The sequence below is a fragment of the Vibrio scophthalmi LMG 19158 genome (assembly GCF_000222585.1).
GTDB lineage: Bacteria > Pseudomonadota > Gammaproteobacteria > Enterobacterales > Vibrionaceae > Vibrio > Vibrio scophthalmi.
The window spans coordinates 1-14308 of the sequence record NZ_AFWE01000130.1 but is presented as its reverse complement, the minus strand read 5'-3'; the positions used below and the strand labels follow the sequence as shown (position 1 = coordinate 14308).

At 44.6% G+C, this 14308-nt stretch carries 9 protein-coding genes and 1 pseudogene; 4 read left to right on the top strand and 6 right to left on the bottom strand.

Annotated elements, in window-relative coordinates:
• Nucleotides 1-467: 467 nt before the first annotated feature.
• A pseudogene (locus RH88_RS10455) lies at nt 468-968 on the bottom strand (substrate binding domain-containing protein); the annotation flags it as partial.
• A 272-nt stretch (nt 969-1240) separates the two neighbouring features.
• Between RH88_RS10455 and RH88_RS10450 the strand changes: the two are divergent.
• On the top strand, nt 1241-2119 hold the full coding sequence (locus RH88_RS10450; protein WP_005595667.1) for a hypothetical protein: 879 nt from the start codon (nt 1241-1243) through the stop codon (nt 2117-2119).
• Nucleotides 2120-2431: 312 nt separating this feature from the next.
• On the opposite strand, the gene RH88_RS10445 is transcribed toward RH88_RS10450, so the two are convergent.
• Nucleotides 2432-4009, bottom strand: a complete 1578-nt coding sequence (locus RH88_RS10445) for a phosphodiester glycosidase family protein (RefSeq protein WP_005595666.1) — start codon at nt 4007-4009, stop codon at nt 2432-2434.
• A gap of 331 nt (nt 4010-4340) precedes the next feature.
• Between RH88_RS10445 and RH88_RS10440 the strand changes: the two genes are divergently transcribed.
• Entirely contained in the window at nt 4341-4715 is a 375-nt protein-coding gene (locus tag RH88_RS10440) for a NirD/YgiW/YdeI family stress tolerance protein (protein ID WP_005595664.1), read from the top strand.
• 82 nt (nt 4716-4797) lie between these two features.
• On the opposite strand, the gene katE2 is transcribed toward RH88_RS10440, so the two are convergent.
• The gene (gene katE2 / locus RH88_RS10435; protein WP_005595662.1) at nt 4798-6228 is read right to left on the bottom strand and encodes a catalase KatE2; all 1431 of its coding nucleotides are present in this window, start codon (nt 6226-6228) and stop codon (nt 4798-4800) included.
• Nucleotides 6229-6854: 626 nt separating this feature from the next.
• On the opposite strand from katE2, the gene RH88_RS10430 reads away from it, so the two are divergent.
• Together RH88_RS10430 and RH88_RS10425 are read left to right on the top strand one after the other, a co-directional pair.
• On the top strand, nt 6855-8018 hold the full coding sequence (locus RH88_RS10430; RefSeq protein WP_005595659.1) for an amino acid permease: 1164 nt from the start codon (nt 6855-6857) through the stop codon (nt 8016-8018).
• Between the two features lie 228 nt (nt 8019-8246).
• Nucleotides 8247-9410 (top strand): amino acid permease, encoded by a 1164-nt coding sequence (locus RH88_RS10425; RefSeq protein ID WP_005595657.1) that lies wholly within the window; start codon nt 8247-8249, stop codon nt 9408-9410.
• 324 nt (nt 9411-9734) lie between these two features.
• On the opposite strand, the gene RH88_RS10420 is transcribed toward RH88_RS10425, so the two are convergent.
• The 3 genes from RH88_RS10420 to RH88_RS10410 all read right to left on the bottom strand — a co-directional run bounded on the left by RH88_RS10420 (nt 9735) and on the right by RH88_RS10410 (nt 14280).
• On the bottom strand, nt 9735-11150 hold the full coding sequence (locus RH88_RS10420) for an alginate export family protein (protein ID WP_005595656.1): 1416 nt from the start codon (nt 11148-11150) through the stop codon (nt 9735-9737).
• A gap of 136 nt (nt 11151-11286) precedes the next feature.
• The gene (locus RH88_RS10415) at nt 11287-12870 is read right to left on the bottom strand and encodes a PTS transporter subunit EIIC (protein WP_005595654.1); all 1584 of its coding nucleotides are present in this window, start codon (nt 12868-12870) and stop codon (nt 11287-11289) included.
• 3 nt (nt 12871-12873) lie between these two features.
• Complete coding sequence (locus tag RH88_RS10410) at nt 12874-14280, bottom strand: Sapep family Mn(2+)-dependent dipeptidase (RefSeq protein WP_174269643.1); 1407 nt, start codon at nt 14278-14280, stop codon at nt 12874-12876.
• Between the last annotated feature and the right edge of the window lie 28 nt (nt 14281-14308).

Genomic DNA, 14308 nt, shown 5'->3' with positions numbered 1-14308 from the left:
AAAGCCAAAAAAACGTTAATATAAAAAATACCTACGAGGTAACCAGATAATGGCGCGAAATATTATTCTATATTCAAATAATAATATTTCGCACAAAAAAACTGAAAGTAGGCCATTAATTTCAAGCGCTATTCACACTTTTCTCATAACCATCCAGTATAGAGTACGATTAGTGTACTAATTGGGTAAAACCTTGCCTTCCCCATATAAGAAAATATTGCTGTGACAAATCCAAGCATTCCAAAAACAACAAAAGCAATATTCCTTTTCTCAAGGGAATGACGAGGTTTAGTAAACTTATCAATCAAAAAAAGCGCCCGAAGGCGCTTAATTATTATTGATGCTTTAAACACGCTTAGCGCGTAAAGATAATCGCAAGGACTAAAAGGAGACTAAAAGGGACACACACCCTAAAGTAACCAAAGCGTATCTATAACTAACAAAAATAAAGATCAGACCCTGATCGTTTATTGTTGGCAGAAGTAATCAGAAAGGAAGTCTATAAACGAGCGAATACTCTGTGGCTGGTATTCTACATCTTTATAAATCAGGTACATGGGTAACTTAAAAGATTGATACTGGTGTAGTACTATTTTTAGCTCATTTGATTTCAGTTCTTCTTCTACCATCCACCTAGGCATTGCTGCCACACCTTGGCCAAGCTTTGCCATCTTCACTAACATCTCTGGATTATCACTTCTGATTCGCTCGTGTACTTTTATTTTAATCTCTTCTTTTCCATCATTAAATCGCCACAGATTTGATGGTTTAGACAAGGTATAGGTAAGGCATCTATGCTGTTCCAAATCCTTTGCTTCAGTAATTTGCGGATGGTTGGCTAAATAACGGGTTGACGCAAAATAGACTAGTTCATTGTCCATCAACCACTTGGCTTTCAAACCTGAATCTTTGAGATAAGTTGCTCGAATTGCAATATCAATCTCATCTTCAACTAAATTAACGGGCTTAACGGGACAGGCATTCTAAAGCAACCTCACCATCATTATTTTAATAACGTCTGTCCTATGAGGACACACACTCTAAAGTAACCAAAGTATGGTTTGGTGATAACCTCGTGGTAAGTTCGAGCATTGAGTCTTGCTGCTCTCTTTCAGCCTTTTATTCTTGAGAGGTTACACACCACTCGAGACCAACAATGACCACAGCCAGAAGACAACAGATATCCGTCGATGCAACACCTTATTATCACTGCGTTTCTCGCTGCGTTAGGCGCAGTTTATTGTGTGGTATTGACCCGTTAACAAAGCAAAATTTTGAGCATCGCCGCGAGTGGATCAAAAACAAAATATATGCACTCTCGCAAGTCTACTGCATCGATATTTGTGCTTATGCGATTATGAGCAACCACTATCATCTGGTCGTACATATCAATCGAGACAAGGCTGCAGCTCTTTCTGACCATGAAGTAGTCGAGCGCTGGCAGCAAGAGCACAAACTCCCAAGCCTTGTGTCACGTTGGTTATCAGGCCAACTAACCAGTGATGCGGAAACAGAAGCTAGCCTGTTAATCATTGACGCTTGGCGCGCTCGCTTATGGAGCCTTAGCTGGTTTATGAAAGAGCTCAATTTTGATATTGCTTGCCAAGCCAATAGAGAAGAAGATTGTAAGGGGCATTTTTGGGAAAGCCGCTTTAAAAGTCAGGCTTTGCTGGATGAACAAGCACTCGCTGCGGCGATGGCTTATGTCGATTTAAACCCATTGAGAGCGGGCATTGCCAAAACGCCAGAAACCTCAGAATTCACTTCGATACAAGCCAGATTGAAAGCATTAAACCATCAACAAGAAACCGCTCCTTGCCTGCACCCGTTTATCGGTAATCCAACCAATGAAAAACTCGATGGCATTCCCTTTCGGTTAATGGATTATCTTGAACTGGTGGATAGGAGTGCGCACCTATTTCGAGAGGGTAAAGCTTGTTTAGAGGCCAATGTGCCGCCGATACTGCAACGACTCAACCTAAACCAGCGCAATTGGCTCAAAGCCTGTACTGAACTAGAGCGCCATCGCAGTACAGCCGTCGGTTGTCTCTGCACTGTCGAGCCAGCCAGAAGTCACTTAAACAAAAAGCGACTACATCTATTTCGCTTAGATGGTTGAATATCGCCGATTTACTCTCTTCATAAAACGACCACAGCCAACGAATGACCATCTTCGTTTACCTCCGTTCGCGCCAACCCAACTCCATTTAACCAATACCGTATTTTTCCACCAGATAAACGCTAAATGAGCAGTAATTTAAAGAGTATCGATGACCTTGATACTGCTCGATACCTCGGCATCATGATTTCTTTATATAGCGTCTGTCCTTTGTAGTTAGGGTGTGTGTCCTTATATTAGAGGTTAAATTAATCTATCAGCCAAAACCAAAAAAGCGCCCGAAGGCGCTAGTGTTTGATGCTTTAAACACGCTTAGCGCGTAAAGATAATCGCGTCAGAAACTTCCCTTTCACTGGCATCAGAAGAAGATCCTGTGCGCTTGCCGTCGATTACCATCATCGAGGAGCCGCCACCATCAAGGTTGATGGCATTCTTCGTGCCAAGGGCTTCCATCACCGCCGCCACATCAGTAATGCTTGCGCCTTCTGTTACCGTTGGCGCACGGCCGTAAACAACCGCGGCGTATAACACGTTATTATCTGTTACGCCTAATGCCGTACGCGGATGACGGCGCAATACCCAACCGTTGTAAAACCCTTCACGGTTTTCCATCGCACCGCTCACGCCTAAACCGTCATCATCTTGAGAACCTGCGTGATCGCCCGTTGATGGGTAAGGGTTAAAACCTTGCGTGTTGCGAGAGGCAATATCGATGGCGAAATTGGTGACAAGACTTGGGCCTGCATTAAGCATGGACACGCCTTTACGTAACTCAACCTCTTCACCATCAACCACCACTTTGCTTGCAAGCGTGAGGTTATCACCAAGTTTGACATTCAGTTTGGAATCGCCAGTCAATTGCACGTAGTTAAAGCCTGAGTTAATCGCACTGCCGCGCTTTGCTAACACCTCTACCACCTTACCGTTGGCATCAATCACGATCTCCTTGCCTTCCCCTTGCGGGGTTTGCGCAGCATAGGCTGAGTTGTAAACGATGATTTCGCTGTCGTCAGTACAGACGAAGTCATGTATCGCTTCAGTGGAAGGCGTATCATCAAGCCCACCACAGTTGAGGATCACGCCCGGCTTGCGGTTAATACCATCGATACGAACCGTATTTCCGTTGATATTAAGCAATACTTCAGTGGTCACTGAGTTACCAATCGACACTTTAGAATGTTTGCCTGAGTTATCAATGATCAGAACCGGTCGCTGATTTGCCGCTTCGCGCAGCAATTGACCATCTTTAACATACAAGCCTGCAGGTGCACCAAAATCACCCACTTGATCGTTAAAGGCAAAGAAACCGCCATTGATCGCTGCCAGTGCTTGATTACGCTCCGCCATGCTTGATACGGTTTCTGCTGTGGTGATTTTATCGTTAGCAAGAATACTCGCCACTTTGCCTTGATATTGGTTTAGATCGACGCGCAACAGGCTAATATCAAACGGCCCTTTGGTGTCGTAACCATCTTGCGCTGAGAATCTTGGTGAGAAGTTCAACCCATGCTCTTTCAGTACTTTGGCTTGCGTTTCCGCGTCACCTGACGACTCAAATCCTTTTAAGCGAAGGATTTTGCCCATCTTCTGACCATTTGGCGCCGCTTCTGGCGCGGTTTCTAGATGGTAGGGTAGTTTGAGATCATCCAATTTTGCTGAGTAGTCTTTAATGGTCTGCTCGTTCAAAATGCCACTAGAGAGCAGGTAGGCTTCTCCTTGCGACGTGCCACGTTGGATCTGGTAGTAATCGACACCTTTAACCAATGACTGATGCTCTACTGATTGCGGTAATTCACCACCACCAATCGCTAAATCTGGTACATTCCACTGCGCAGCATAAGAGCCAAATGCAACACTAGAAACGAGCATTGCTAGAATGGTTTTTTTCATTATTTCATCTCTTTTATTTCACGGATAAAAATAAGTGTATTAGCGCTTGGTTTTGCTGTCTGTGAGAATAACCACACGCTTTTTGTCTCACATTTTCAAAGTGTGAAACTCTCCCCTATTTTCAGAAATAACAATAACGAGATTCCCTATTGCAATCGGGTAAAAAGAAACAAAAGCAGCCAACGAAGGCCAAAAATGAGCTATGTCGATTGGCTCAGTTCGATTAATTCCAACTTAGTGAAAAATAACCAAAGATAACAAAATTATTCATCTTCCATTCAGCTAGCCGGCGTTACATTAGCGTCAGTCTCAACACAGTGGAAAAACAATAATGAAAACCAAATTACTAATAACAACACTTGCTCTTGCTGCTTCAACTTCAGTTTTCGCTCAAGGTTTTAACGGCCCACAAAAAGCATCAGGCTTTAATGGTCCAACTCAAGGTATTTCAACCGTTCAACAGGTGCTAGATGCGGGTATGTTCAGCGATGATATGCCGGTTACGCTAACGGGTAATATCAAAGCCTCACTCGGCGGTGAGATGTATATCTTTACTGATAAAACGGGCGAAATCACGGTTGAAATCGACCACGACAAGTGGTTAAACCAAACCGCAACCCCTGAAACAAAAGTGCAGCTAATCGGCGAGATTGATAAGAACATGTCAGGCACTAAAGTCGACGTGGATGCGTTAAGAGTTCTATAAGTCATTCCCTAACGACAAACTTAAAAAGAAAAAGGCGCTCAAAGCGCCTTTTTTAATAATTACTGATAGGGTTTATTACCCTTTACATACCAAGTGCTTTTTTCAAGCCCTCACCGTAAGCCTGATCGGCTTGGTAAGCGTGGTCAATGTGGCGCTGCTTGATGAACTCAGGCACACCATCCATTGCACGAGCGGTGTTATCAAACAACACTTGTTGCTGCTCGGCATTCATTAAACGGAACAGGTCACCCGCTTGGCTAAAGTAATCTTCATCGACACGGTGATCGTAGTTAGCACCTTGGCCATTAATACGCAGCGGCGGCTCAGAGAAATCAGGCTGTTCTGCCCACTCCTGCTGTGAATTTGGCTCGTAGCCGATAGTTGAACCAAAGTTACTATCAACACGCATTGCACCATCACGGTGGTAGCTGTGTACTGGGCAACGAGGCGCATTCACTGGGATTTGGTGGTGGTTAACCCCTAAACGGTAGCGCTGAGCATCACCGTAAGCAAACAAGCGGCCTTGCAGCATTTTATCTGGCGAGAAGCCAATCCCCGGAACCACAGCCGCTGGGTTAAACGCTGACTGTTCAACTTCTGCGTAGAAGTTTTCAGGGTTACGGTTTAGCTCAAACTCACCCACCGGGATCAATGGATAATCTTTTTGTGACCATACACGAGTCAAATCAAATGGGTTGAAGCTCACTTCGTCCGCTTCTAGCTCTGGCATGATCTGTACGTACATTTTCCATTTAGGGAAATCTTGGCCTTCAATCGCTTCATACAAGTCACGGTGGTGGCTTTCACGATCTTTACCACAGATGCTCTCGGCTTCTTGATCAGTAATGTTTTTAATGCCTTGCTGAGTTTTGAAATGGAATTTAACCCAGTAACGCTCATTATTGGCATTAATAAAGCTAAAGGTGTGGCTACCAAAACCATGCATGTGACGGTAAGACGCAGGGATACCGCGATCACTCATCACGATGGTCACTTGGTGGAAAGCTTCTGGCAATGATGTCCAAAAATCCCAGTTGTTGGTCGCGCTGCGCATGTTGGTGCGCGGGTCACGTTTCACTGCGTGGTTTAGATCAGGGAATTTCAATGGATCACGTAAGAAGAAAACCGGCGTGTTGTTTCCAACCAAATCCCAGTTACCTTCTTCGGTATAGAATTTTAGTGCGAAACCGCGGATATCACGCTCCGCATCCGCCGCACCGCGCTCACCCGCAACGGTGGTGAAACGGGCAAACATTTCCGTCTTTTTACCGATTTCAGAAAAGATTTTCGCGCGGCTGTATTGGCTAATATCGTGAGTAACTGTAAAGGTGCCGTAAGCGCCAGAACCTTTGGCGTGCATACGACGCTCAGGGATCACTTCACGATCAAAGTGAGCCAGTTTTTCCAAAAACCAAACATCTTGTAGCAATTGTGGACCACGCGGACCTGCGGTCATTACATTTTGGTTGTGGGCAACCGGACAACCAGCAGCAGTGGTTAATTTCTTACTCATCGTATCTTCCTTCCAGAGATGAATTAGGGATGTTGTTATTGGCGTTGGCCTTGTTTCTGCTATGAAGATTAATCCTGAAAGTCATTTTTTAAAAAACGCTTGTACTTATTAATTCAATAGGTTTTAGCGATGATTTAAGCAATTGTGAATACGTGTTACCTATTAAGTAATCTCGTATTGATTAGACCGCGGTAAAACGCAGAAAAGATTCAGTAATTAAATCGATGCATAGCAATCAAACCATAAAACGAAATGAGGGCTACTTTTGTGCTCTATGGAATGAATTTGCTTACTCACCCAACAAACTCCTTATCCGTGACGATAAAAAATTCAAATCACAACAAACGTACTAAGAAATTTACCCTGTGACTTTTTCATTCTTGCCAAGCTATTTTTGGTGAAAAAAACAACTACACGGATTTATTTCAACTGGTCAGAGCGCCATTTGCTTGCTCAATAAACCATCAAAAGCTCGATATTTCGGGGGGTTCAAGCTTGTTTAGAATATTTATTCCACAAGATAGAAAATTTCTATGCGGTTTTTACTGATTTATTTGTTAGTCTTGGCAAATAAATTTTACACGTTGTTCTGAAATTATTTTCAGTAGGGGTCTTTTCTTTTGAATATGAAACTGTTTGGCAGCTCCTTAATCTTATCAGGAACTGCATTAGGCGCAGGAATGTTGGCAATCCCAATGGTATTGGCGCAATTTGGCTTTTTTGTCAGCGCAGCTTTGATGATCGTCATTTTCCTAGGCACCACATACTCAGCCCTACTGTTGGCTGAAGCATGCACCAAAACCCAAGAAAGCACAGGCATGAGCAGCATTGCTTATTTCACACTGGGTCGTAACGGTAAGCACTTCATCAACATTTTGTTCTACCTCTTACTAGCTTGCTTACTGATCGCTTACATCATCGGTATTGGTGACTTGCTGCACAGCATGCTGCTTGAAATTGGTTTCAACGTATCACCAGTCGTTGGTTACACCCTATTTAGCTTAGTGATGGGCTTGGTGGTGGTTGCTGGTAAGTCGTACATCGACAAGCTAAACCGTGGCCTATTTATCCTGATGATTGTGATGCTATTTGTGGTGATTTTCTCTTTGATGAATAACATTCAATGGGAATACCTCAGCCAAGAGAGCAATTTCACCACCAGCGATGTGGTGCAATACAGTGCGGTGATCTTCACCAGCTTCGCTTCGATGGTAGTGATCCCGTCATTGGTCAGCTACAACCACGATGCATCGGAAAAGCAAATCCGCAACATGGTCTTACTAGGCTCAGTTATCCCACTGGTGTGCTACCTAATTTGGCTATTTGCCGTCATTGGTAACTTGGGAGTGGAAGCGGTCAGTCAGTTTGAAAATATTTCTCAGCTGATTGCTGCCTTCGGTGGTGAAGCGAAACTGCTTAAAGGCGTGGTGGCGATCTTCTCCGCTTTAGCTCTGATCACCTCATACTTAGGCGTATCCATGGCGCTGTATGACCAAAACAAAGATGCCATCACCAGCAACACGCCTGCCGCTTATGGTTTAACGTTTGTTTTCCCTCTAGTACTGGCTACGCTGTTCTCTAACCAGTTTGTTAGCATGCTTGACTATGCGGGTATGGTACTCGTCTTCCTCGCAATTTGGGGGCCGTTAGCCATGGTAGTCAAAGTACGCCAACCTGACTTTGCCCACGCAAAATTAGATCAAACCTACACCGCTGGCGGTGGTCAACCTGCGCTTGCTGCCACCTTCATCTTTGGTGCGTTGATTTTTGTTTCATGGTTTATGGGCTAACGTCATAACCACTGCGCAGATTGCTGCTGCGCACTGATTGTTCATTCAAATCAAACACTAGGCTAGCCGACCTTGGCTGGCCTTTTTTGATCTTCCCACTGCCATTTTTAGAAAACTTTATAAATAAAACTAAATCCTTGAAGGGCTAAAGCGCTTTCTTTGCTAGGCTCGCTCGTCTCTTGTTACACGTCTCATAATAGATTTTAGGTAAGGTGTTTAGTTTTGAATATGAAGTTGTTTGGCAGTTCGTTGATTTTATCAGGAACCGCATTAGGAGCGGGGATGCTGGCCATCCCGATGGTATTGGCACAATTTGGCTTTTACGTCAGTGCTCTCCTAATGCTGGTTATTTTCCTCGGTACAACCTACTCTGCCCTGCTTCTCGCCGAGACATGCACTAAAACCAAAGACAACACTGGGATGAGCAGCATTGCGTACTTAACCTTAGGCCACAAAGGCAAGCACTTTATTAATGCGCTGTTCTACCTTTTACTGGTCTGCATGATGATCGCCTACCTGATTGGTATTGGTGATTTAGTGCATAACTTCTTGCTCGATTTAGGCATGGATGTTCCACCCGCTGTCGGTTATACCCTCTTTAGCTTGCTGACCGGTTTCGTCGTTGTCGCCGGTAAATCCCATGTCGATAAGCTTAATCGTGGACTATTTATCTTAATGGTCGCGATGCTACTCTTGGTGATTGGTTCACTGTTGAGCAATATCCACCTTAGTAATTTGAGCCAAGAAAGCACCTTTAGTACTCGGGATGTGGTGAAATACAGCGCGGTTATCTTTACCAGTTTTGCCTCAATGGTGGTGATCCCATCATTGGTGATTTATAACCATGAAGCGAGCGACAAACAGATCCGCAATATGATTTTGCTCGGTTCGGTGATCCCACTGCTGTGCTACCTCATTTGGCTGTTTGCCATCATTGGTAACCTCGGTGTAGAAGCAGTCAGCCAGTTTGATAACATCTCACAGTTGATCGCCGCTTTTGGTGCAGAAGCGGGCATGTTGAAAGGGGTAATCGCTCTCTTCTCTGCCCTCGCTCTGATTACCTCTTATCTTGGTGTATCGATGGCATTGTATGACCAAAACAAAGATGCCATCACCAAAGGCAATACAGAAGCATACGGTCTCACTTTTATTCTGCCATTAGTGTTAGCGACTCTTTTCTCGAACCAATTTGTCAGTATGTTGGATTATGCTGGCATGGTATTGGTGTTCTTAGCGATCTGGGGGCCGTTAGCAATGGTTAAGCAGGTACGTAAACCTCACTTCGAACACGCCAAGCTTGATCATACCTACACTGCTGCTGGCGGCCAGCCAGCTCTCGTGGCAACGTTTCTCTTTGGCGCGCTGATTTTTATCTCGTGGTTTATGGGCTAAATGCCCTAAACCAAATGCATCGTTAGAGAGCTTATTGGCTCTCTTTTTTGTTCGATTTAATACCAATAACATCAAAGATAAAAAAAAGCCCAGTGAAATCACTGGGCAAACGTCTTAAACCACGGCTTTTGAACACACGGGTTTTAAACGACAGATTTGAACTTGGAAAAAACCAAGTAATAGGACGGACTAAATTGAAAACCCTAGTTTAGCGAGACAAAGACCTGCCTATCATTACACGTCTTCACTCGCTATTTTGGGGGGATAAACACTGACATTAGGAGAGACAGCCAGTGTTTGTTACAACATTTTCTAGGACTAAAACTAGAAGTTGTAAATCAATGCCAGTTCAATACGAGCAATGTCTTTACTATCTGGGCTGACTACGTCATCAGTGTAGTCACTTGCCAGTGCGTAGTAGGTATTTACTTCGCTCTTCAAGTTCGGCGTTAGATAGTTGTGGAATTGCAAGTAGAACTGGGTGTAAGCGTATTTCTCATCCGAGTCTGCGCCATACAATACATCTTGGTTCAAGGTGTAGATTGCATCTTCGGTGTTGGCACGCCAAGTCGACATGAAGCCAGTAATAATGCTCTGTTTGGGCATGTACTCAATCACAGAGTAGCCACCAAATTGCATCGCGTTACCATAAGCACCATCGTGGGCGAAACCGAGCGGGTCTCCAGTCCACAATGGGTTAAAGGTGTTTACTTTATCGCTGTTCTTATCAGAACCTGACGCGTAATGCAGGTTAATACCCACACGGTAGTTCCAATCCGTTTTCCAGTTGTAGTTTAGGTCAGCGTAAGCCATGTATGCTGAGATATCTTTACCGGCTTGATCACCAAACTGGTAGATACCATCAACCATGTACCCAAAGCCTTCGCTAACGAAATCGTGCGCATGTAAGCCCAACACTTGGATGTCTACGTCACCATGAGGCGCATTAACAAAGCTTGAGTTAGTGAGCTCATTGCTCATCACGTAAGCTTGCATGGCGCCGAAGCTCGTACGCCAGTTGGCAAATAAACCGGTCGATTTTTTACCGTTGGTTTTATCGTCCCAGTTACCACTCCAATCTTTGTCACCACGAACAGGGAAGATTTCTTCACCGTAGTACGCATCAAAATTGATGCCTGCGACTTTGTACTTGGCTGAAATTGCATTCCAACTGTTTTGTACTGGCGTCGGTTCACGGTTCATCATTTGCCATTCGTTCAGGTAGATCTCTTGGCGGCCAAGGCGCGTACTCAAGAATTGCTCACCATCGTCGAGCAGCTTGAATTCAGCAAACAGTTGATGGAAGTCCGTACCGGCATCATCAACTGGACCTGGGCTATCTAAGTTGGTGTAGTTGGTTCGGATCTCACCATATAGGCGCATCCAATCTTGGTAGGTCACATCGGTAGCAAACTGCAAACGTGAACGGAATTCATTATGTTTGCGCACTTCAGGATCGTACATATGGTTCCAACGGTTATCGAAAGAGGCTTTCACGTTACCCGAGAAAGAAACCTTCCAATCACCATCTTCTGAGATATCTAAACGCTTTAATTTCTCAGAGAAGCTTTTGTCATCTTCGGCAATATTATCTACGTATGACCAGTCTTCATTGGCACGGTCGCCCCAGAAAACAATTGGGCTACGCTCAGGCCATGTTGGGGTTGTGTCTGCCGCATGTAGAACACCAGAAACACAGACTGCAAGCAATGATAATGAACACTTTGTAATGGTTTTCATGATTCAATTTTCCATATTTAGGGTACAGAGATCCCGTCCTGTGACTTAACGTCACAGGCGGGTTGCTTTTGTTTTAGTTATGGTTTTTGTAGGGTGTTGCTGGATGCTTAGTTCTTGATCAGCTAAGAATCGATACCTATGAATCAATACCTAATGCATCTTTAAGACCTGAAGCGATGGTGATCACGTTCGCGCCGTAGATAACTTGGATACCTTTTGGCATACGAACCACACCGATTGCATTGAGCTCTTTCTTCCAAACCTCATCGCTTGCAGCAAGAGATTCATCATGCAGTGACACACGTAGACGTGTTGCACAGTTAGAGATGTTTTCAATGTTATCTGCGCCGCCCAGTGCATCGATAATCGCCACTGGTAGACCCGCAGTATCTTGTTTCTGCTTCTTCTTGAAATCATCTTTTGAGTACAGTGCGATGTCTGCAGCGTCGTCATCTTCACGACCCGGCGTTTTCGCATCGAACTTCAAGATGAAGAACTTGAACGTGTAGAAGTAAATCACGAAGTACAGTGGAACAATCCATAGTAGTGCCCATGCGTGAACTTTTTCAGGTTGCAGCAGGTTTGGCACCATAAACAGTAACTGGTTACCGTGGATAGAAACACCGAACATTTCTGTAATGACATATGCAAGACCGTTTAGTGGTACGTGCACAGCAAAGAACAAGAATGGTTGAATAAATAGGAACGTGTACTCTAGTGGTTCAGTAATACCGATAACCGCCGCAGTAAAGACTGCCGGTACCATGATTGCTGCCACTTTCTTACGGTTTTGTGTTTTCGCCGTGACATACATCGCGTATGCCGCACCCGTTAGACCACCGATCTGAATTGGAATACGACCGCTAGTAAAGTTATGCGTGATGTAGCCTGTTGCGTCTGGCGAGCTCATTTGACCGTTCATGATGTTACGAACACCTTCGTAAACCACACCGTCAATTTCCATTACGCCACCAACACGAGTGTACTCGATTGGGAATGCAATCAGGTGGTGTAGGCCGAATGGTAGTAGACCTTTATCAAACACACCGAATAGGAATGAACCAAAAATGCCAGAGCTGGTGATTAGCGTTGTGATTGATTGTAGACCGCCTGCAATTGGTGGCCATGCGTAGTAGACAAACAAGGCGATAGGCATGATGGCAAAGTAAGCAAAGATCACAACAGCGCGAGGGCCAGAGAAGAAACTTAACAGTGCTGGCATCTCAAATTTGTAGTAACGGTTGTGGATCCACGCGGTGATACAACCCACTAAGATACCGCTGAAGATACCCATGTTGTAAGCGAAGATACCGAGTGAATCACCCCAAAGTGAATTGAAGTTTTGCGCCGCAACTTTATCGTAGCCCGCTTCCATTAGCGCAGGAACGCTGGTCGTTTCTGCAGTCCAACCGTGGTAAGCGGCAATCGAACCGATCGCTACGTTGAAACACATAAACATGGTGAAACCAGTAAATGCAGCCCAACCTTTTTCAGATTTCGCCAGTGCAAATGCCAAACCAATGGCGAAGAATGGTGGTAGGTTACGCATTACCATCAAACCAAGATCCAACATCAGTTTGAAGAATGCGAAAATCACAGAGTCGTGCGATGCCATCTGGTTGACAACGCCCGCGCCTATCCCGATAAAAATACCTGCGATTACTAGAACGATGATCGAAACCATCATACCGCCAGCAAGTGCTTGAACCTTATCTCTCATAATTTACTCCTGAAGTGATATGAGAACTTTCACGTATATCGTTATTGCTTTTATTAGCGACTCTAGATTGAGCTGTTCATTTGGCTCATGAACAAAAGTCGCTTCTCCAGGGAAAGTTGGTCCGAATGCCACTCCATACTCCAACGCGCGCGCATACGAAGCTGCGCCTTTGCTAAAGCACTGTGCGTCCATTCCTGTAACGTCGGAATAAGCTTTCCCCATCGTCTGGATAAGGGCACTTTCGGGTGAGAGGTAAGATAGAGGTAAGTACTGATGCTCGATAAAGTTCACGCCAGCTTGTTGGGATAAAGCGAGCAGTTGGGTACGAACTTGTTCGATTGTCAGGCCTTTAGGAAACCGAAAATCAAAATCCAAATTGTAGCCACGCGAATCCAAGTTAATCGCTGAGACACAACTGGTGGTTGTGCCCATTTCATCATCTTGGTGGCTTAAACCTAATTTCGAACCATCATGACTCTTTGTAAATTGGGAGTTTAACAAAGTGATCAAGTGAGCCGAATTGGCGTCTAAACCCTCGACGTGGCGCATAACTTCAACAAACTTGTCCATACAGTTGTCGACTTTATGCGGATTGCGGGATTTCTCCCACGGCGTTGATAACTCAACGCGACAATGTGATTGGTCATAAATCACATTAGCAAAAGCAGCAAATTGCTCAGCCACCTTTACCGCATCAGCTCCAGCAAGCTCAGCCACTAAGTGGTGACACGTGGATGTTCGATCACGTTCACTCACTAAGCTTTTAATCTGGCAAGAACCGTTATCACTAGAAGTTGGAAATTCCCGCTCTAGTGTTGCATACAGTATGCCTTTTTCACCATTGACGATTGGGAAGTCGCCGTCTGGAGAAAAACCATAATCTGGCTGCGGATTGTGTTTAAAATAATGCTCAACACATTCCCAAGTTGTCTCTTCTGCGCCACCGATGATCACGCGGATCTTTTTATTCAGTGGCAACTCGAGCTGTTTAAACAACTTGAGGATGTATAGGCTGGCCATTAATGGCCCTTTATTATCGGTGACGCCTCGGCCATAAAGCATATTGCCTTCGCACGTCATCTGATATGGCGGTGTACGCCATTGGCAATCATCGCCTGCTGGCACCACATCCACATGATGCAGCAAGGCAATTTCTTGCTCACCTTGGCCGACGCTGATATCCAGCGCATAGCCTTGGTGATCGCGCACTTCTAACCCTTGTTTTTCCGCAAATTCAATCAAGTAATCAAATGCTTGGCGAATCGGCTGACCAAAAGGAGCAAGCTCACCTTTGGTCGCTAAATCACGAACAGACGGAATCGCAATCAGACCAGATAAATCATTGAGAAAATCATCAATATGGCAATGAAGATACTCGATAAATTCACTAGAAAACTTGCTATCCATCATGTTTATTCCTTAATTCACGCTTTAAAAA

Bases quoted from the DNA above. Each gene is read 5' to 3' on its own strand.
- RH88_RS10440 (WP_005595664.1), top strand. From the start codon at position 4,341: ATGAAAACCAAATTACTAATAACAACACTTGCTCTTGCTGCTTCAACT.
- RH88_RS10420 (WP_005595656.1), bottom strand. From the start codon at position 11,150: ATGAAAACCATTACAAAGTGTTCATTATCATTGCTTGCAGTCTGTGTT.
- RH88_RS10430 (WP_005595659.1), top strand. From the start codon at position 6,855: ATGAAACTGTTTGGCAGCTCCTTAATCTTATCAGGAACTGCATTAGGC.
- RH88_RS10425 (WP_005595657.1), top strand. From the start codon at position 8,247: ATGAAGTTGTTTGGCAGTTCGTTGATTTTATCAGGAACCGCATTAGGA.
- katE2 (WP_005595662.1), bottom strand. From the start codon at position 6,228: ATGAGTAAGAAATTAACCACTGCTGCTGGTTGTCCGGTTGCCCACAAC.
- RH88_RS10445 (WP_005595666.1), bottom strand. From the start codon at position 4,009: ATGAAAAAAACCATTCTAGCAATGCTCGTTTCTAGTGTTGCATTTGGC.
- RH88_RS10415 (WP_005595654.1), bottom strand. From the start codon at position 12,870: ATGAGAGATAAGGTTCAAGCACTTGCTGGCGGTATGATGGTTTCGATC.
- RH88_RS10410 (WP_174269643.1), bottom strand. From the start codon at position 14,280: ATGATGGATAGCAAGTTTTCTAGTGAATTTATCGAGTATCTTCATTGC.